Raw genomic sequence first — 19124 nt, 5'->3', positions numbered from 1 at the left:
GAGCAATGATGGCACCAAAATCAGACGTGACGCCGATTGAGATATTGATGGTCGAAGACAGCGCGGGCGACGCCGAGTTGATGCTCGACTTCCTGGAGCAGTCCAAGGTCAAGAACCGCATCCATTGGGTAAAGGACGGAGAGGCGGCGATGGCGTTCATGCACCGCGAGGGTGAGTATGCCGACAAGCCCACGCCCGACCTCATCCTGCTTGACCTGAACCTGCCCAAGAAGGACGGCCGCGAGGTGCTGAGCGAGGTCAAGGCCGACCCGCGGCTATCATCAATACCGGTCGTCATCCTGACCAGTTCGAAGTCGGAAACCGACATCGTCCGGTCCTACCGCCTGCAGGCGAACTGCTACATCACCAAGCCGGTGGACCTCGACCAGTTCGTCAAGGTCATCCGTTCCATTGATGAGTTCTGGCTGTCGGTTGTCCGGCTGCCTCCTAATGGCGGGGTGTCCGGTGCCTGAGCCGCCGGTTCGCCTGCTGCTGGTTGAAGACAACCCGGGCGATGTCGACTTGGTCCGGGAGATGCTCGACTCGACCGCTACGTCGCGATGCGAGATTTCGCACGCCAGCCGGCTTTCCGACGGGCTGACGCAGCTTGCCGGCGGTGGGCATGAAATTGTACTCCTGGACCTCGGTTTGCCGGACAGCGCCGGGCTGGATACGTTCTACACGTTGCACGCCGCGGCGCCGTGGATTCCGGTCGTCGTGCTCACCGGTTCGTCCGACTGGGAGACCGGGATCCAGGCCGTGGCCGCGGGAGCGCAGGACTTCCTGGTCAAGGGCACGGTTGACGGAGAGACGCTCGCCCGCCGCATCAGGTATGCGGTCGAACGCAAGCGCGCCGAGCGGACGACCGCCGACATCAGGGAGCGCGGACGGGAGATGACCGAGCTCGTCATTTCCGCCACTCGCGAAAGAACCTTGCCGGGCCTGGTTTACGACGGAATGATAAGCTGCAACCCCCAGATGCTCGCAAACCTCGGCGTAGTCAGGAAGGTCGCGGACACCAATGTGCCGGTTCTGATACGGGGCGAGAGCGGCACCGGCAAAGAGCTGGTGGCGCGGGCGCTGCACCATTCCGGCCGGCGGAGCGCGCTGCCGTTCATCGTCGTCAACTGCGCCGCCGTGCCGGAAACCCTGCTCGAAGCCGAGCTCTTCGGCATCCACAAGGGAATCGCCACCGGCGTGACCGAACGCAAGGGCAAGTTCGAGGCGGCGGACGGCGGGACCCTGTTCCTCGACGAAGTCGGAGACATGAGCCCGCAACTGCAGGCAAAGCTGCTTCGGGTGCTGCAGGACAGCCTGGTGGAGCGGGTCGGCGGCCATTCGTCGGTCAAGGTGGACGTCCGCGTGGTCGCGGCGACAAACCAGGACCTGCACCATCGGATCACGTCCGGCGCATTCCGCAAGGATCTCTACTACCGGCTCAACGCGGTGGAACTGGTCCTGCCGCCGCTGCGCGGCCGGGCCGACGACATCCGCGAACTCGCGGCCTACTTCATCCGGAAGTTCAACACCGAGTACGGACGGGCCCTCACCGGCGTCGACCCGGAAGTCGCCCGGCACCTGGTTGCCCACGACTGGCCAGGCAATATCCGCCAGCTCGAACACGTCATCAAGCGCGCGGTCGTCGTGTCGGAAGGAAGCACCATCCGGCTGCAGGATCTGCCCGAGGAGTTCAAGGGCAACGTCCCGCCCGTCGGGCACGAGCCCGCCGGCCAGTTGCGGCACGTGCGGGCGTCGATTGAGGCCGAAGTCTGCGGCGACGTGGAGAAGCGGATGCTTCTGGATTACATGGAGAAGGCGAAATGGAACGCCACCAAAGCGGCCAAGCTGGCCGGCTACAGCCGCATGCACATCTACCGGTTGTTGCGCAAGCACGGTATCACAAGACCGAAGACGAAGGAACAGCCCGGATAATTCAGAACTCAGAAACCAGAGACCAGAATACAGAACCGCACGAGTGAATGAGTAAGTCCGGATCGACAAGTCCGAACGAGAACCCGGGAAGAGGGTTCCATCCAGCGCCGAGTCACTCGTCGCGCGTGCGTTGTCTCGGCGAGGTAGCCCGCCGATGGTGAGGGTTTTCCGCCCCCGATTTCTTCGACCGCTTGAACTAAGCCCGGTCGAAACTGCCGCCCTTGCCCGGCAGGTGTAACGCCTCCCGTTACAGAAGCAGAGCCTCCGTCCCCGCGTCGGTATTACAGTCCGTCCATTGACTCAGGCGTCCGAGCCTCAAAGACCGGGCCGCCGCGCGTTCTCTCTGCCCGGCATGTATCCTGCAGTAGCGTAATCCACAAGAAGTCGAACACGTCAGTGCAGTAGTTGAGCATCGTCCCGACCTCTGCACGGACCAGTTGTCGGCGCCGCAATCGCGGCAGGCTGCAAATCAGACTTAGGGAGGTATGTATGGCGGAGTTGAGCAGTCACATTCAACGGGCGGATTGGAAGAAAGAAAAGCACGTCCCCGCGATCGAGTGCCCGGACAGCGTGGCGCCTGATGCCGAATTCGCTGTCAAGGTCAGCCTTGGTAAGGAGATCGCACATCCGAACACGACCGAGCACCACATCCGCTGGATATCGCTATATTTTCACCCCGAGGGCGCAAAGTTCCCGGTCCATATCGGCCATTTTGAGTTCGCGGCCCACGGTGAGTCGGTGGAAGGCCCGAACCAGGGGCCTGCCTACACCAGCCACACCGTGACCACGGCGCTGAAGACAAAGAAGCCGGGCACACTGCACGCGCTGGCTTTCTGCAACATTCATGGTCTTTGGGAAAACAGTAAAGAGCTGGAACTATCTTAGGGAGGCGCAATGCCGGAGTTCCTGAACCCTTTCCCCGGCCGGGTGCCGGACCGCAAGCTCGGCAGGGAGGAACTGGTCCGGGCCCTGCGGCTCGACCTGGCGGCCGAGCATGAGGCTGTGCATCTTTACCTGGCCCATGCCGATGCCTGTGACGACCCGCTGGCCGAGGCAGTGCTGCGCGACATCGCCGATGAGGAGCGCAAGCACATCGGCGAGTTCATGCGTCTGATACATATTCTGGCCGGCAACGAGCAGCAGCTCACCGACGCCGGGGCGCAGGAAGTGGAGCAGATGAGGAAAGACGCAGTGACACGGAGACGCGGAGACGCGGGGACGCGAGAGACGGTGGGTTCGTTGATGGAGAAGAAGGAGGGCTGATGGGCAGCGATCTTGAGAACCGCGGAAGTTCCGGCATCGGCAACCAAACCTGGGAGGTGCTGGAGCGCGCGGCGGTCGGGGCGGCAATGAGCCAGCTCTCGGCCCGCCGGTTCATTTCGATTGAGGGGCCGCACGGACTTGGTGTCCAGGCAGTGCCTTTGTCCGACGAGCATTCGCCAGATGGACATGCGGTCGCTCGGCTGCTGCCATTGCACTACATCTTCCGGACCTTTGGTCTGAGTCTGCGTGACATCGCCGTATATGAGCGGGAGCCGCTCATGCTTGACGCCGGGCCCGCGGTTCGCGCGGCGATCGAATGTGCAAGGGCGGAGGAGGAACTCATCTTCACCGGCACGAAGAACGCGCCCGGGCTTACTGCCGCCCCGGGAATCGTCCATCACAAGCTCACTTCGTGGCGGCCTTTGAGCAAGGCGGCGACGGATGTGGTTGACGCGGTCAACCTGCTCGATGCCGCCGGGTTCCACGGGCCCTACGCACTCGCGCTCGAACCCGCCCGCTACAACCTGCTGTACCGGCTTTACCCGGACGGCAACGGCACCGAGCTCGCGCATATCGAGAAGATTGTCGGCGGCGGAGTGTTCAAGAGCCCGGCCCTGAAGACGGGCGGGATACTGCTCGCCACCGGTGCGCAGTTCTCGACTATCGTCATCGGCCAGGACTTGAGCGTCGGCTACGTCGGCCGCGTCGGCCCGGATGTGCAACTGTCGGTTTCGGAGAGCATCGCGTTGCTCCTCCGCGAACCCAAGGCGGTCTGTGCTTTGGAAGAATGATTCCGGCCCTGCGAACCACCACCTGCCGTGGGGTCATGTCCCGATGAGGGAAGGAGAGCTTCAATCAGGCGTTCTTCCTATTGGCACGTTGGGTGCAATTGAGGTGTTCATGAATCACACGTTGTTGATATCCAGCCGGGCCAGGCTGTCTGCTCCGTTCGCACGCCTGGGAGAAGAGCAGCTCGGATTTCCGCACACGGCCACGGAGCGGACGGACATGACCGAGGGTTCGGTGCAGACTCGCGCCTTCACGCGCCTCTGGAAGGCTTCGTGGTTTGGTCCAATCCCGGTCCCGAGGCAAGATAGAAGCAAGGCTCGAAACCAGAAGTCAGAATGACGATTGAAGGCGGGCAGAACCCGAAGCCCGAATTGGCCGATTTCCTTCAATCGAGCTTCAATCGGGACTCGTGCTTCGGGCTTCGTCATTGGCCCCGGTACTCGAACCCGCGGACCAGACATGGCAGGTGACGTCTTCACGCTGATTGCCGGCGGCAAGGCCGGCTATGGCATCCGGAAGGCCGGTTCGGTTGCGGCCCGGCTCTTTGCCCGGATGGGCAGGAGCGTCTTCCAGATGGATGAATACCCGAGCCTGATCCGCGGCGGGCATAACTTCTGCGCGGTCTCGACCGCGGCCGGTCCGCTTACCAGCAACTACATGAAGGCCGACCTCGTTGTCTGCCTCGACCAGCGCTCAGTCGATACGCACCAGGGACACCTGAGTGAACGCGGAGTGATGGTTCTCGACGACAAGGCCAATGCAACGTCGAACGCCGACCGCCGAACGTCGAACTCCGGGCTTCCCGCTTTCGTGAGCCTGCCTTTTTCTTCCACGGCCAGGCAGTACTCGGAGCCCGACCTCATCACCGGCGTCGGCGTAGCCGCGGTACTGGCCGCCGCCATCGGGATGTCGGAAGATGAGTTGACGAAGCTCATCGGGCAGGAGTACCGTCGCGGCACGGAGGAGAACACCGCCTACGCGCGAACCATCTTCAACGCAGCTCTGCCGGTGCTCGCCGGCCGGTTCAAATTGGAAGGCGGGGACAAGGAACGGCCGCTGCTTTCCGGCAACGAGGCAATTGCGCTGGGCGCGGTTGCGGCCGGGCTCGACATCTTCTTCGCCTACCCGATGACCCCGGCGTCGTCCATTCTCACCTTCCTGGCCGGCAAGGCCAGGGAGTTCGGAATCGTAGCCGTCCATCCCGAGAACGAAATCGCGGTGATGAACATGGCAATCGGTGCGGCCACGGCCGGCGCCCGCGCGATGGTGGCATCGAGCGGGGGCGGGTTCGCGCTGATGCAGGAGGCGTTATCGCTCGCCGGGATGGCCGAAGTACCGCTGCTATGCCTGCTGTCCTCGCGGCCCGGACCTTCGACCGGCCTGCCCACTTACACTTCACAGGGAGACTTGAACTTCGCGCTTAACCAGGGACACGGCGAATTCCCGCGCGTGGTAGCCTCGCCGGGCAGCGTCGAAGAGGCATATCTGCTCGCGGCGGAACTGATGAGCCTTGCCTGGGAGTTCCAGACCCCGACGATACTCCTGACTGAGAAGCATCTATCCGAATGCCACGTCACGGTCGAACTGGACACGGGCAAGGCGGCCTGGGCCGAGCAGGTCGCCGCAGCGCCCGGCCCGTACCATCGCTACCTTGACGCGCCGACCGGGGTCTCACCTCTCGCTTTCCCGCCCTGGGCCGAGCTCATCAAGTGGAACAGCTATGAGCACGATGAAGACGGGTTCACGACCGAGGACGCAGGTATCTCCACCCGGATGTCGGACAAGCGCCGCCGCAAGGGCGAGAGCCTTTCGGACCATGTCCGGACCCTGCGTACGGTGAACACCTTTGGCGACCGGGGGCCGGTCATCATGACCTACGGTTCCACGACCCTGAGCGTGCTTGAGGCCTTACGCTGCGGCGGAATCGGGGCGACCGTGGTGCAGCCTGTCTACCTTGAGCCATTTCCGGCGTGGGAGCTTTCCCGGTACGCGGGGCAGGAGGTGACCGTGGTCGAGCAGAGCTCGACCGGGCTCTTTGCCGCGCTGCTGAAGGAGAAGGCGGGTATCACGGCGTCGCGGGTAATCAAGCGCTACGACGGGCGTCCGTTCGCGCCTGAAGAGCTCGCCGCCGAGCTGATGGAGGCCCATTGATACCACTCGCCACCATGGCCGAGAATACATGGTGCCCCGGCTGCGGCAACTTCGGTATCCTGAACGCCTTCAAGCGCGCGGTGGCCCGGCTCGAGTCGGAGGGAGTGGACCGAAGCCGGTTCTTCATCTCGGCCGGCATCGGCTGCCACGGCAAGATATTCGACTACCTTGCCTTGTCCGGGCTCTACTCCATCCACGGTCGGGAAATCGCCGCGGTGCAGGGCATGAAGCTCGCGAACACGGACCTCTTCGTGGTTGCGTTCGGCGGCGACGGCGACTCGTTCGGCGAGGGTATCGCTCATCTCCTGTTCGCGGCCAAGCGCAACGCGGACATGACGATGATCGTTCATGACAACGGCGTCTACGGACTCACGACCGGGCAATACACGCCGACGAGCCGGCGCGGGTTCAAAGGCCCGTCCACGCCCGCAGGCTCGGTCGAAGACCCGATTGACCCGCTGACCCTGATGCTCGTGGCCGGCGCGACCTTTGTCGCTCGCGGGTACTCGGGCAAGGTCGAGCAACTCGCTGACCTGATGGCACGGGCCATAGAGCACCGTGGGTTCGCGTTCATCGACGTGCTGCAACCCTGTGTTACGTTCAACGACGCGTACAAGAAGTACAACGCCGAGACAGAGCCGGCGACGCACGACCCGAAGGACCTTGTCGCGGCGATGGCTGCCGCCGCAAGGCGCGACCGGTTGCCGCTCGGCGTTATCTACGAGACCGAGAAACCGGTCTTCCACCGGGAACTCATGGGTGAACATAACCCGGCAAGGGACCGGCTGGGTCGCGCGCAGCGCCTTGAACGTATCGCCTGCGCCTTTGACACGCGCGGCCCCGCGATGCCATGACTCGATTAGCCCGAAGCCGGGTCGCTGCTCAGCAAGCAGCATCGGTGAGAGAAGGCGCTTTACGTAGCGAGGCCGCGACCGTAGATCTGAGGAGGTCGGAGTGAAGGGACTGACGTGGGCCATAATAGCTTTGATTGTGGTGGGCGCCGCCATTGGTGCGGCCTTGATTCTGCAGAAGCCCAGGGACGTTATAACGCTGTCGGTCAACACCAGTCGTGACAGCGTCGCAGTCTACGAGCAGCGCGTCAAGGTACTGCAAGCGCGTCTCGATTCGATCGAGGCCGTGCTGGCATGGCGCGGAGTGCCGGCCGGGGTGGCCGTCCGTCTTAGAATCGGACAAATGGAGGAGCAGCTCAAAGCGCTCACGGCCGGTCTGCGGATATGGCGCGACGCTCACGACCAGTATGGCGTGGGCCAGGCCTATCGTGAGTGCCTGCTCCTGTACGGCAGCGTTCAGGCCTCCTGTCAGGCGCTGTCTTACGACACGCTTCCGCCTCAACCCGATACTACGAGACCGCCGGGCAAGTGAAGGGACAGGCCAGGAGTGAGGGACAGGTACCTCCAGTGTCCAGAGTTAGACTGATCCCGGTGACACAGCATGCGATTCCTGTCGCACGGGCAGCCAGCTACTGCTGATCTGGCGAGCGCGGGGCGGTCGTGGGAGTCTTGTCGTGGCATGCGGAGTGCGAAGACAGCGTCTTGACCGTCGTGTCCTAAACATAAGGAGCGCCTATGAAACCTGATCGGATTAGCAATCACCCGGAGGTCGAAATGCCTGGTGGCAAAGAGCCTAAGACGATGCAAACAGAAACAACCTGGCTGCCGCTCAAACGCATCCTCTGTCCGGTTGACCAGACTCCGGTCAGCACGTCGGCGCCGACCGGCGCGCAGCCGGACTGCGTCCATGGGCACGGTCCGACTGAGGCCGCATGCCGCGCATTGAGGACGGCTGAGGAGCTTGCAGGCCTTTTCTGCGCCGAGCTGCTGCTCGTTCATGTTGTTCCACCCACGCCGGTCCCCCAGCCACCGATTGATGGCGCGCTGATTCCTCCCTTCGACGTTGTCGCTTACGAAGAACAACTGCGTGAGCATTACCAAACCTCGCTAGAGCAGTTGCGCGAAGAGCGGCTCAGTCATGATACAAAGGCGCGAGTGCGGGTGGTGACTGGCGACCCGGCGACCGAGATCGTCCGCATGGCGAAAGAGGAGAAGTCCGACTTGATCGTCCTGCCCACGCACGGTCGCTCCGGCCTTTCCCACGTCTTCTTCGGCTCGGTGGCGGAAAAGGTCGTACGCCATGCCGAGTGCCCGGTTCTCACTCTGCACTAGACTGAGCGGCCCCAGAAGAACCGGGATGGTCGTACGTCCGGGTTGGCGTTCGATTCCGCATAGGCCGTGGCGCGCTGTAGCCGATCTCCTTTCGCTGGTCTGGTTCACGGGCCGCAGCGTGCCGTTGATGACCTTTTCGGACGCGCCGATTCGTAGCACGGACTCTTCTGCTTGGCTTTGCTAAACCATGCAGGTCGGAAGCTGGCACGGCCCGCACCGACAGCACAAACCGGCTGCAATCCAAAGTCTCCCTGCCGACTGAGGTGCCGGGTCGTGCCGTAACTCGGTACGTTACTGACTACCCACAAGTAACTGATGTGGTGACATCCCGGCGCGCCGCCTGCCTGAGACAGCGCGTAATGCATGGGCCCAATCGGCACGGCACGCACAGTGCATTTGCTTCAGCATGTTCGATTTTCCAGTGCGGACAACTGCCGGAGACAACCGCGGGCGGGGCAGGGCGCGACTGCGACGCCTGCTGCGGGACACAGAGGGTCAGACTCTGCTCGAAACCGTGATTGTCTTCCCGGTGCTCTTGTTCTTCCTGCTGGTGGTTATGGAGTTGTCAATGATGTACAACGCCAAGCAGTTGGCCAACTACGCTGCCTTCTGCGCGGCCCGCGCGGCAGCGGTCTATGACAAGCGTCTTCCCGGCAATTTCGGTCTGGCCATCGACTTCTGGAAGAAGGCCCTGGCTCGGCTGGCAGGTACGAACAGGGATGGCGTGCAGCGTCTGGTTGCATCAGCCGAAGGCGAACTGGCCCGGCAGTTCAGTGCTGACTCGGCTGACGCCTTCGTGCTGCTTAAACAGGGCAAGCGGGACGAGGCAGTAGCTCTGCTGGAGAAAATGCGGGCCGACTATCTTGACATCAATGCACCGCAGTGTAGTTGGGCGTCGAAAATACTGGCCCGGCGACGGCATTAGCCGGGCAGGAATGCGAAGTCGAGCGCATAGAAGGTGCGATGACTCAAGACCGAAAGTCCCCGGCAGACGGTCAGCCACGCTGCCGATGTCTGGACAGCAGGGCCGTATGCCCGGGAAAACGCAGCTAAACGCTGGAAGGAGCCAACATGACCGGACCACTTGATTCAGTTCTCGCGTTCCACAACGCGTTCCGAGCGGACATAAAGAAGATCGACGCGGCGGCGTTGGACCTCGCACGCGGAGGCCAGGGTGAGAAGCCGAACCTCGAACGCTTCCGCTTCTTCAATGAGGTGCTGGCGTGGCATGCCCGCGGCGAGGAACTGGTCGTCTTCCCGGCGCTTGAACGGATTGCGCCGCGGCTCGCCGAGCCCTACACAGTCGATCACCGCGGTCTGGATACGCTGTCCGACATGCTGAGCGAGGCGGTGACGGCCGGCGACCCATTGGCCACCGCGCGCGCGACCGCCACGTTCAAGTTCCACCTCGACATTCACCTGCGCAAAGAGGATGCACAACTGTACCCGCTGATACGAGAGCGCCTGACCGCGTCCGACCTGGCCGACATGGCCGGTACGCTTTCCAAGTCGGTGCCGCAGGATCGCTATCCCGAGGCGGTCGCATGGCTCTTTCCCCTGTTGGATGTCACCGATCGGGAAAACGTGATGAGGAACTTCCAGATGTTGATGCCGCCGCCGGTCTTCGCCGGGGTCGCGCAACTTGTCCGGAAGGCAATCGGCGACGACTGGGCGGAACTGACCAGGCGGATCCCTTCGTTGGTGTAGACAAGGAGACGACATGAATACCAGGCCTTTTGACAACAAGGTGGCAATAGTCACCGGCGCCGGTTCCGGGATCGGCGCGAGCTGCGCCCTGAAGTTCGCGGAGCTCGGGGCAAAGGTGGTCGTGTCCGACGTGTCGGCGGCCGGAGGTGCTCAGACCGTGAGCGCCATCAAGGCGCGCGGGGGAGACGCCGTGTTCGTCAAGACCGATGTCGCTGAGCCCATGGTCATAAGGTCGCTCGTAGAGCAAACGCTGAGTGAGTTCGGGCGGCTTGACTATGCCTGCAACAACGCCGGGATCGGCGGAGCGCAGGCCCAGACCGCAGACTACCCGGAAGAATCCTGGCGGCGCGTGCTGGACGTCAATCTCACCGGCGTCTGGCTGTGCATGAAGCATGAGATTCCCCTGATGCTCAGGCAGGGCGGGGCCATCGTCAACGTCTCGTCGATCCTCGGCACTGTGGGTTTCGTGGGAGCGCCCGCCTACACCGCGGCCAAGCACGGCGTCAACGGTCTCACCAAGACGGCGGCCCTCGAGTACGCGACCCGCAACATCCGCGTGAACTCGGTCTGCCCCGGGTTCACTGCAACGCCGATGATCGAGAACGCCGGGCTGGTCCCGGGCAGCGATGCCTACAAAGCCGTCGTCGACCTGCACCCGATGAAGCGGCTTGGGCGTCCGGAAGAAGTGGCCGAGGCGGTTGTCTGGCTCTGCTCGGACGCCGCGTCGTTCATCACCGGCGAGTGCCTGCTGGTGGACGGCGGGTACGACGCGCAGTAGGCGCTGACCAGGCGCTTCCGCACCGGGCCCGAAGACCGGCGGGTGCGCCGTGTCAGCTATTTCGATGTCGTCGCCGTGCGACTCGATGCGTCCCGGACCCGGCTCGTGCTAGTTAGTGTGGGCAGGGCTGGAAGTATGAGTGCGGAAAGCAGGGGCAACAAATCAGGCGGGTGTGGCACCCGCCTGGATAGACCGAGCCCGATGCAGGCTGTCAGCGGCCGCGGCCACCGCCATTGCCGTGACCATCGTGACCACCGCCCGCGTCTCGACGGTGTTCATCGCGGTTCGGGTCCAGCCGCGATGCTCATGCTTCCCGCTCCAGCCGCCGTATCGACCGTATCCCCAGCCAAAGCGCCAGCCCCAGCCGTAATACTGATATCCTATGTCGCCGGGCGGGATCCAGCCGCGGCAGGGCACAAACTCAGGCGGGAGGCAATTCTCCACGTATTGTCCCGTCCAGCGCGGCTCACGGTGATAGCCGAACCGACCAAGCACCGGACCGGAGATGATCCGTGGCCGTCGATGCGGCCTCGGCTGGAACGCATAGGTCATGCCGGAGAGTAGCAGCAGGACTGCTACTGCAGCGATAAGACTTCGCTTCATGAGTACTCCTTTAGACGAGTCTTTGCTTAAATTCATTTGCCGATGTCCAGCTTGTTCTATTCCGGGCGCGGTTTGGCCGCTGACCGCTAACAGCCTTCGGCCGATAGCCATCAGCGGGCGGTAACCGACCTCGGCGTCGATGAGACTAATTCGTATCATTCGCCGCGAGCGGGCCGTTGAGGTTATCTGCTTGCGGCTTCAGGCGTTGGGCCTGTAGCTCTTGAATCGCCCCCCCACCCGGGGGATTACCCCGCAGATAGTAGACAGGATTCAGTAGACAGTAGACAGGGAGGTTATCTCCACCGCAATTCTCGGATGAACCTCCACCGGAATTCGCCGGGTTGCTTCACCGGTTCCTCTCCGGCTAGCTTCCCCGGTTGGTCTATCCGTTGCTCTGCCGGTTCCTCTCCGGTTTGGTCGGAGCGTTACGGTACGAGCAAGTCCGAGGGTTCCTGTCCGGGTTGCTCCCAAGTGAGCTCCGGCCGTTGCTCTCCGGTTTGCTCGGAGAATTGTCTGCAGAGTAGCTCTGTCCGTTAGCTGTCAGCAGTTGCCGATGGAGGAGGTGTCAGCAAGACTACGCAGCCGACAGCAGGAACAGCAGATCAGGCAGATGGGAGCAAGTAGTCGAGAGCTTGAGGACTCCAGTCGCGGAGTGATGGCGGACCAGCGGGGGCGGGGCTACAGGCCGGGGCGGTGTTGTTTCTCGAAGAGGTCGAGGAACCGGTCTTCGTAGAGGTGGAAGATGCCCCAGCGGTCGAGTTCCTGTTTGAGGATGGTCGCCTTGGCCCGGTCGCGCTGGACTTCTTCAAAGAGCTGCTCGACCCGCTGCATGAGGTCGTGCGGCTCGGGTCGTTCCTCGGGCTCTGGGCCTTCGCCCTCGTGAGCTTCGGCATGTTCGGACAGGTTCTCTTTGAGTTGCTGAATCGCCTCGTTGACCTTGCCCTCGAAGTCTTTGAACATCTGGTCGGACTGGCGCACAGCTTCGTCGATGTCGGTCATGTCCACGCTGGTGTTGAGGATGCGCTGGAAGACCTGGATGAGGGCACGTGAGGCCTTGGGATTCGGCGCTTCGATGGCGTAGTGGGGCATGGTCGCGAGCAGGCAGGCAGCAGGCATGCCGCGCTGCGCAGCCAGACCCAGCAGGAGTCCGTTCAGGCCGGAGATGCTGCCTTCCTTGAGCGGCTTGACCTCGAGCGCGGCGAGTTGTACTTTGAGCTGCTCGTCGGTGGCCGCGGCGAAGATATCGGGGCGCTGGCGGAAACTGACCGCCATTGCGTAGGCAGCTCCGGTGTACACGGTCTCGGTGCCGTGCCGGCGGACGCAGTCCAGCAACTCCGCGGCCAACCTGAATCCGGGCTGCCCGTTCAACTGGGCGTCGCCTTCGAAGATGAACAGGGGCGGCTCCTTGCAGTAGTAGAGGTCCTGCTTGGGTGGGTCCGGCATTCTGCCGATTCCGTCCTCAACGGTAAGCGCGTCGGGCAGGTGATAGGAGCCGACGTCTATCTGAGCGAAGAGTTGAGCATTCAGCTTCTGGCGCAGGTAGTCGCACGCGCCGAGCCCGACCTGACCCATTCCCGGCCAGCCGGCGATTAAAACCGGGGCCCGAGCTTCGTCGTTTCCGAGCAGATTTACAGACATGTCAAATTCTTAGACGTGCATTCCGCCGTACCAGTTCCCGGCCGCGACCGAGCCGACACCTGAGTCGGAAGCGTCAGTCCCCAAATCCCATTGACTAGTCAATGACGAGCGCGGACAATGCCCAAGACCGGGCGGACTCACTTTTGGGTTGTTGGAGCTTCGGACTTGATTGGTCATTGAGGTTTGGCGCTTGGTCATTGCCTGCTGCTGCATCGCATGTTATCGCCCGCGCCGCAACAAGGGTCCAAGGAAGTCCTTTGCCGCTTGTTTGACTTCGTGCACGCGGAACAGGAGTGCGAGGCCGTAGTAAACCAGTACGCCGACACCGCCGGAGACGAGGACCTGTACCACCTGATAGAGGATGCGTCGTGTCGGAAGGTAGTGTCCGATGCCACGGGCGCAGCCGAAGGTGACTGCGCCGGCGAGCAGAGCCGCGGCCAGCGTGCGGACGGTTATCCCGGCGATATAGCGTCCCTCAAGTCCGCCCGTGCGCCGGCGGAGTATGGCATAGAGGATGATGAAGTTGACGAGCTGGGTGAAGGAGGCGGCGAGCGGAAAGGAGCGGAATCCGAGGTACCGCATCAGGACGAGGTTGATGGCGATGTTGGCGGCAACAACGCTCATTCCGGTGAAGGCGGGCGTCCGTGTGTCGCCGGTCGAGTAGAAGCCGGCGGCGACGATGTTGGTAGCTCCGGCCGCCCAGATGCCCAGGCAGTAGAGCGCCAGCGCCTGCGCGGTCAGAGTCGTGTCGTGCGGGGTGAACCGGCCGTGCTGGTAAATGAGGCGCGTTACCGGAACCGCCAGCGCTATCAGGAGAATCGCGGCCGGCAGGGTCAGTACCGAGATCAGCGCCATCGAGTGACGGAAGCGGCTCTTGAGCCGGGGCACGTCGGCGCGCGCCATCTGGTGCGAGAACTCCGCGACGGATACGGATTCGACCGCGGTCCCGAAGAGCCCGGCAGGCAGATGTTGAATCCGGTAGGCATAGTTCACCCAGGTGACCGAGCCCTGGGGCAGGAAAGCCAGCAGGAACGTGTTGACCATGAAGTTGATCTGCCAGGTGGCAAAACCGAGGACCATCGGCACCCAGCGCCGAAAGACCTGGCGCAGTTCCGGGGAGCGGACGTCCATTACCGGGGTCCAGCGGTAACCGTGACGCCGCAGGCTCGGCACCTGGATGAAGTACTGGGCCACTGCACCGATGGTTACGCCCCAGGCCATGCCCAGGATCGGCTCGATGCCGCGGGCCTTCAGGAAGCCATAGGCGGCAAGCGGAATCAGGGCCGAAAAGACGTTGAAGGCGGCGGGCGCGGCCGCCGGCATGAAGAACGTGCCGCAGGCATTGAGGATTCCCATGGCCCATGCGGCGATGGCAATGAACAGGAGGAAAGGGAACATGACGCGGGTGAGGACCATCGTCAGGTGCATCTTGGCCGGGTCGTGCGAGAAGCCGAGCGCGATGACCTTCACGACCGCGGGCGCGAAGATGATGCCGAGAACCGACAGCGCGCCGGTGATGAGCGCGACCGTGTTGAACATGTTTGAGGCAAAGGCCCACGACCTGCGCCGGTCTCCTTCGTGCAGGCTCCGGACAAAGGTCGGCACGAACGCGGCGGAGAGTGCGCTCTCGGCAAACAGGTCGCGCAGCATGTTGGGTATGCGGAACGCCACGTTGAAGGCATCGGTCGCAAAACCCGCGCCGAACAGGTAAGCGAACACCGACTCGCGCACGACGCCGAGAATCCGCGAGAGCAGTGTCCCGACGCTGAACGCCCCGACGCGGCGGGTGAAATGGGCATCGGTGCGGGCGTCGCCTGCCGGGGCTTCGTGCATCGGGGAGAATGATAGGCGAGGCACGCCTTAAGTAAAGCAGAGCAGGCAGGCGACGCCCAAGGACAAAGTTGTAAGGACAAAGCAAAGTGAGACCAAAGTGGAAAGTACCAAGTCCGACTTGTCCATGTCCCTTTTCTACTTGCTTTGTCCTTAGTCCTTTGTCCTTGGTACTTGGCCTCGTATGTTGATTCCAGGCCGATTGTTGGTACATTGACGCATGGCGAAGAAAGAGAAGCCGCCGGTCATCGAGGCGTGTGGCCGGAGAATCAGGCGAATTCCGGTCAAGACACACGTGCTGCTGGAGACCGACCCGATGGTGGAAACCGTGAAGCGGTATGCGCTGGCGGTGGCGCAACCAGGAGACATCATTACGATCGCCGAGAGTCCGGTGGCCGTCATGCAGGGACGGGCGATACCAATTTCGAAGATACGGCCGGGGTTTTGGGCAACGGTGCTCTGGCGGTTCGTGAAGAAGGTGCCATACGGTATCGGGCTGCGCGCGTCCTGGTCGATGCAGTGTGCGATAGAGGAGGTCGGCGCGCCGAGGATTGTCCGGGCCGCGCTTGCGGGCGCGTGGGGCAAGCTGCGGGGGAGAAGCGGCGATTTCTACAAGGTTGCGGGCAAGCAGGCGGCGATGATTGACGCGGCCCACACTTCAGGGGTGAAGGAGTTCTACGAGTGCGTCATCAAGGGGCCCAAGGACCCGGACGGAACCGCGCAGATGCTCTCGAAGGAACTGGGCTTCCCGGTCGCCATCGTTGACGCCAATGACATCTTCGGCTGCCTGGTTGTCGGTGCGAATGACGGCCTGGACGTGAAGCTGGTGCAGGAGGCGATGCGCGACAACCCGGCTGGCCAGGGCGATGAACTGACGCCGATAATCATCCTTAGGCCCGAATAGAGCAACCGCAGGTGGACGCAGATTCAGGATTCGGACAAAGCAGAATTCAGAAACCAGAAACCAGAATGCAGAATTGCGGACGAGGACAGGATTATCCGCAGATTACGCAGATGACGCAGATTCAGAGTTCGGACAGAGTAGAATTCAGAAACCAGGTTGCCACGTGCGCGTGAGCAGTGGACGGTACAAGAGCCGGGAGCTTGAGTATCCGCGGGCGGGCCTGCGGCCGACCAAGGCGGTGACGCGGCAGGCGATGTTCAACATCGTCGGTTCCCGGGTGCGCGGGGCGAAGGCCTGCGACCTCTACGCGGGCGGCGGCTCGCTCGGTATCGAGGCGTTGTCGCGGGGCGCGGAGTCGGTCGTCTTCGTGGAGCAGCAGGCGATGGTGTTGCGGTTCCTGCGGCAAAACCTGAAGGGTCTGCCGAATGTGACACTCGTGCGCGGTGACGTGCTGCGGGTGCTCAAGAAACTGGCAGGGGTGCGCTTCGATCTCGTGCTGGCAGACCCGCCGTACCTGCACGGGCTGGTCCAGGCGACGCTCGACCGGGCAGCCGAGTTCGACGTCCTTGCCCCGGACGGGTGGTTCGTGGCCGAACATCACCGGCAGGAGATGCCGCTGGCGCCGAACGGCTGGGAGACGATCAAGCAGGGAACCTACGGCGAGACCTTGGTAAGCGTGTTGAGGAGGCTATCATGAGGCAGGCGAGGGCAGAAACCAGAAGCCAGAAGTCAGAGTGCAGAGAGCCGGAGGCAGAACGGCGGGTCGCGGTATATCCCGGCAGCTTTGACCCGATAACATTAGGGCACTTGGACGTGGTCAAGCGCGCGGCGCAACTCTTCGACAAGGTAGTTGTCGGTGTGGCGAGTCGGCAGGAGAAGCACCCGTTGTTCGCATGGCAGGAGCGTATAGACCTGGCAAAGGTAGTCACGAAGGGAATGGACGGGGTAACCGTGCAGGGTTTCGACAGCCTGTTGGTGGATTTCGCTCGGCAGGAGCACGCTCATGCCATCATCCGCGGTATGCGGGCCGTGATGGACTTCGACTATGAGTTCCAGATGGCGCTGACCAACCGCAAGCTGGCGCCGGCCGTGGAAACCGTTTTCTTCGTGCCTTCGGAGCGGTATTTCTACCTTAGTTCCTCGCTGGTGCGGGAGCTTGCGGCCAAGGGCGGCGAGCTGAGCTGTTTCGTTCCGGAACCGGTGATGATGGCGCTGCGGCGGAAACTCGCCAAGGGATAGAGGGACAAAGGGATAAAGTGCGAGACACTCGATCCGTTGAACCCTTGCCCTAGCCCCATTCCTCCATGCGTTTTGTTGACGTAGTCACTATCCAGGTTCGATCCGGGTCAGGTGGTGACGGCTGCGTTTCGTTCCGCCGCGAGAAGTTCGTCCCGAAGGGCGGGCCGGACGGCGGCGACGGCGGGGATGGCGGTTCGGTGGTCTTGTGGGGCAATCACTATCTGCAGACTCTGGCCGATCTGGAGTATCACCGATTCTACAAGGCGGGCGCGGGTGGGCACGGGAGGGGCGCGAACCGTCACGGCGCGAAGGGTGAGAGCATACGCGTGCCCGTGCCGCTCGGTACCGACGTTTTCAATATCGGGACCGGCGCAAAGCTCGGCGAGATTCTCGCGCCGAACCAGGAACTGGCCATCGTGCAAGGCGGCAGAGGTGGCCGAGGCAACGCGAGATTCGCCACCTCGACCGACCAGGCGCCGCGGCGCTTCGATCCGGGCGAGCCCGCCGTGGAGCGCAAGGTCAAGCTCGTGCTGAGACTGGTGGCCGACGTCGGCATCGTCGGGCTGCCCAACGCCGGCAAATCGACGTTGCTATCCCGCCTGACGCGGGCCAACCCCAAGGTGGCGAGCTACCCGTTCACCACGCTGACGCCGAACCTCGGCGTAATCCAGACCCGGGACGTGCGGTTTACGGTCGCGGACATGCCGGGCATCATCAAGGGCGCACACGAGGGCAAGGGACTCGGCCTTGCGTTTCTGCGTCACATCGAGCGGACGCGGATGCTGGTGTTTGTCATCGACGTGGCCGAAGGCCATCCCAAGCGTGACTATGAGGAACTGGTAGGCGAGATCGGCAGCTACAATGAGGAGATTCTGAAACGGCCGAGGATCGTTGTCCTGAACAAGGTGGACCTGCTGACCGGGCGCAAACCCGCGATCCGGCTGGATGCGGAGCGTGTCTGGGTATCCGGTCTTACCGGCGAGGGCATCGACGAACTGCGGCAGGGCATCAACCGGCTCTTTCCGAGGGCATAGTGAACGAAGGCTACGTCGACCTGTACGCGGTGCCGCGGATGAACGAGACGCGGCTGAAGAACCTGCTTGCCCGATTCCGTACGCCGGAGCGAGTGTTCGCCGCCGGCCTGAATGACCTGCTCGAGGTCAAGGGCGTTGACCAGGAACTTGCCGCGGCCGTCCGGTCGTATCGGCGCAGCGATGAGACCGAGCGGCGGCTGAAGGCGGCGCGGGAACTGGGCATCAGGACCATCGGCTACGGTGACAGGGACTATCCCGAGAACCTGAAGAAGCTCGCGCACATGCCGCCGGTGTTGTTCGTCAGAGGGGATCTCTTGCCGGATGACAGGACTGCGGCCGCGGTAGTTGGCACACGGGTGCCGTCGCACTACGGCCGGCAGGTCGCGGAGAAGCTGGGACACGAACTCGCGCAGCATGGCGTCACCGTGGTGAGCGGATTGGCACGGGGCGTGGACACTTTCGCGCACAAGGGCGCGCTCGACGGCGGCGGCCGGACGCTGGCCGTGCTCGGATGCGGCATAGATGTCTTCTATCCGCCGGAGAACCGCCGGTTATACGAGGCCATCGCTGCCCGAGGCGCGGTCATGTCCGAATTCTCGCTCGGAGTCGAGCCGCTGGCCATGAACTTTCCGAAGCGAAACCGGGTGGTGTCCGGACTCTCTCGGGCAGTCGTGGCGGTCGAGGCCGGGGAGAAGTCCGGAGTGCTCAATACCGTGGCATGGGCGACCGATCAGGGCCGGGCCGTGTTTGCGGTACCGGGCAACATCACGTCGCAGCAGAGCCTCGGTATCAACCGACTGCTGAAGAATGGGGCAAGGCCGTTGATTTCGGTCGACGACGTGCTGCTTGAGTTGGGGGTGGCGAAGCGGGCTGACGAGCGGTCGAGGGTAGAAGTGGCGGCCGAGGAGAAGCCGGTGATGGAGTTCCTGACTGACGAGCCCGCGCACGTGGACGAGATCTGCGAGGGGCTGGGGATGCCGATGGCAGGACTGCTCTCGGTTCTGATGCAGCTTGAGATCAAGGGTCTGGTTCGGCAGTTGCCGGGCAAGTACTTTGTGAAGGAGATCTAGCCG

Annotated in this window: 20 protein-coding genes; 17 read left to right on the top strand and 3 right to left on the bottom strand. The window is 63.0% G+C overall.

Annotation, left to right across the window (positions count from 1 at the left end):
* Positions 1-8: 8 nt before the first annotated feature.
* The 12 genes from VMH22_05505 (at position 9) to VMH22_05450 (ending at position 10803) form a co-directional block, all read left to right on the top strand.
* Positions 9-473 (top strand): response regulator, encoded by a 465-nt coding sequence (locus tag VMH22_05505; protein HTW91147.1) that lies wholly within the window; start codon positions 9-11, stop codon positions 471-473.
* Entirely contained in the window at positions 451-1932 is a 1482-nt protein-coding gene (locus VMH22_05500) for a sigma-54 dependent transcriptional regulator (GenBank protein ID HTW91146.1), read from the top strand. The genes VMH22_05505 and VMH22_05500 overlap by 23 nt, the downstream gene beginning before the upstream one ends.
* 489 nt (positions 1933-2421) lie before the next feature.
* Entirely contained in the window at positions 2422-2817 is a 396-nt protein-coding gene (locus tag VMH22_05495; GenBank protein HTW91145.1) for a class II SORL domain-containing protein, read from the top strand.
* 9 nt (positions 2818-2826) lie between these two features.
* Positions 2827-3195, top strand: a complete 369-nt coding sequence (locus VMH22_05490; protein ID HTW91144.1) for a Rubrerythrin — start codon at positions 2827-2829, stop codon at positions 3193-3195.
* Positions 3195-3986, top strand: coding sequence for a family 1 encapsulin nanocompartment shell protein (locus tag VMH22_05485; GenBank protein ID HTW91143.1), 792 nt, complete (start codon positions 3195-3197; stop codon positions 3984-3986). The genes VMH22_05490 and VMH22_05485 overlap by 1 nt, the downstream gene beginning before the upstream one ends.
* A 457-nt stretch (positions 3987-4443) precedes the next feature.
* Positions 4444-6135: a 2-oxoacid:acceptor oxidoreductase subunit alpha gene (locus VMH22_05480; GenBank protein HTW91142.1), complete on the top strand. Its 1692-nt coding sequence runs from the start codon at positions 4444-4446 to the stop codon at positions 6133-6135.
* Positions 6132-6989, top strand: a complete 858-nt coding sequence (locus tag VMH22_05475; protein HTW91141.1) for a thiamine pyrophosphate-dependent enzyme — start codon at positions 6132-6134, stop codon at positions 6987-6989. The genes VMH22_05480 and VMH22_05475 overlap by 4 nt, the downstream gene beginning before the upstream one ends.
* A gap of 100 nt (positions 6990-7089) precedes the next feature.
* Positions 7090-7518 (top strand): hypothetical protein, encoded by a 429-nt coding sequence (locus VMH22_05470; GenBank protein ID HTW91140.1) that lies wholly within the window; start codon positions 7090-7092, stop codon positions 7516-7518.
* A gap of 203 nt (positions 7519-7721) precedes the next feature.
* Entirely contained in the window at positions 7722-8318 is a 597-nt protein-coding gene (locus VMH22_05465) for a universal stress protein (protein HTW91139.1), read from the top strand.
* A 406-nt stretch (positions 8319-8724) separates the two neighbouring features.
* A complete protein-coding gene (locus VMH22_05460) occupies positions 8725-9243 on the top strand; it encodes a TadE family protein (protein ID HTW91138.1) in 519 nt (172 codons plus the stop codon).
* 146 nt (positions 9244-9389) lie between these two features.
* Positions 9390-10025, top strand: coding sequence for a hemerythrin domain-containing protein (locus tag VMH22_05455; protein ID HTW91137.1), 636 nt, complete (start codon positions 9390-9392; stop codon positions 10023-10025).
* A 13-nt stretch (positions 10026-10038) separates the two neighbouring features.
* Positions 10039-10803 (top strand): SDR family oxidoreductase, encoded by a 765-nt coding sequence (locus VMH22_05450; GenBank protein HTW91136.1) that lies wholly within the window; start codon positions 10039-10041, stop codon positions 10801-10803.
* A 162-nt stretch (positions 10804-10965) separates the two neighbouring features.
* On the opposite strand, the gene VMH22_05445 is transcribed toward VMH22_05450, so the two are convergent.
* The 3 genes from VMH22_05445 to murJ form a co-directional block, all read right to left on the bottom strand.
* The gene (locus VMH22_05445) at positions 10966-11406 is read right to left on the bottom strand and encodes a hypothetical protein (GenBank protein ID HTW91135.1); all 441 of its coding nucleotides are present in this window, start codon (positions 11404-11406) and stop codon (positions 10966-10968) included.
* A gap of 678 nt (positions 11407-12084) precedes the next feature.
* Complete coding sequence (locus VMH22_05440) at positions 12085-13044, bottom strand: PAC2 family protein (protein HTW91134.1); 960 nt, start codon at positions 13042-13044, stop codon at positions 12085-12087.
* Positions 13045-13263: 219 nt separating this feature from the next.
* Positions 13264-14877 carry a murein biosynthesis integral membrane protein MurJ gene (murJ, locus tag VMH22_05435; protein HTW91133.1) on the bottom strand — a complete coding sequence of 538 codons (1614 nt, stop codon included), beginning with the start codon at positions 14875-14877 and terminating at the stop codon, positions 13264-13266.
* Between the two features lie 217 nt (positions 14878-15094).
* On the opposite strand from murJ, the gene VMH22_05430 reads away from it, so the two are divergent.
* From VMH22_05430 to dprA, 5 genes are all read left to right on the top strand, one after another.
* A complete protein-coding gene (locus VMH22_05430) occupies positions 15095-15778 on the top strand; it encodes a coenzyme F420-0:L-glutamate ligase (protein HTW91132.1) in 684 nt (227 codons plus the stop codon).
* A 73-nt stretch (positions 15779-15851) separates the two neighbouring features.
* Positions 15852-16475, top strand: a complete 624-nt coding sequence (rsmD, locus tag VMH22_05425) for a 16S rRNA (guanine(966)-N(2))-methyltransferase RsmD (protein ID HTW91131.1) — start codon at positions 15852-15854, stop codon at positions 16473-16475.
* The gene (gene coaD, locus VMH22_05420) at positions 16472-17017 is read left to right on the top strand and encodes a pantetheine-phosphate adenylyltransferase (GenBank protein ID HTW91130.1); all 546 of its coding nucleotides are present in this window, start codon (positions 16472-16474) and stop codon (positions 17015-17017) included. Before rsmD ends, coaD begins: the two co-directional genes overlap by 4 nt.
* A 65-nt stretch (positions 17018-17082) precedes the next feature.
* A complete protein-coding gene (gene obgE / locus VMH22_05415; protein HTW91129.1) occupies positions 17083-18051 on the top strand; it encodes a GTPase ObgE in 969 nt (322 codons plus the stop codon).
* Positions 18051-19121 carry a DNA-processing protein DprA gene (gene dprA / locus VMH22_05410; protein HTW91128.1) on the top strand — a complete coding sequence of 357 codons (1071 nt, stop codon included), beginning with the start codon at positions 18051-18053 and terminating at the stop codon, positions 19119-19121. The genes obgE and dprA overlap by 1 nt, the downstream gene beginning before the upstream one ends.
* Positions 19122-19124: the final 3 nt, after the last annotated feature.

This window comes from bacterium, from assembly GCA_035505375.1.
GTDB lineage: Bacteria > Hydrothermota > Tepidihabitantia > Tepidihabitantales > Tepidihabitantaceae > UBA2258.
This window is presented reverse-complemented; position numbering and strand designations above follow the sequence as displayed.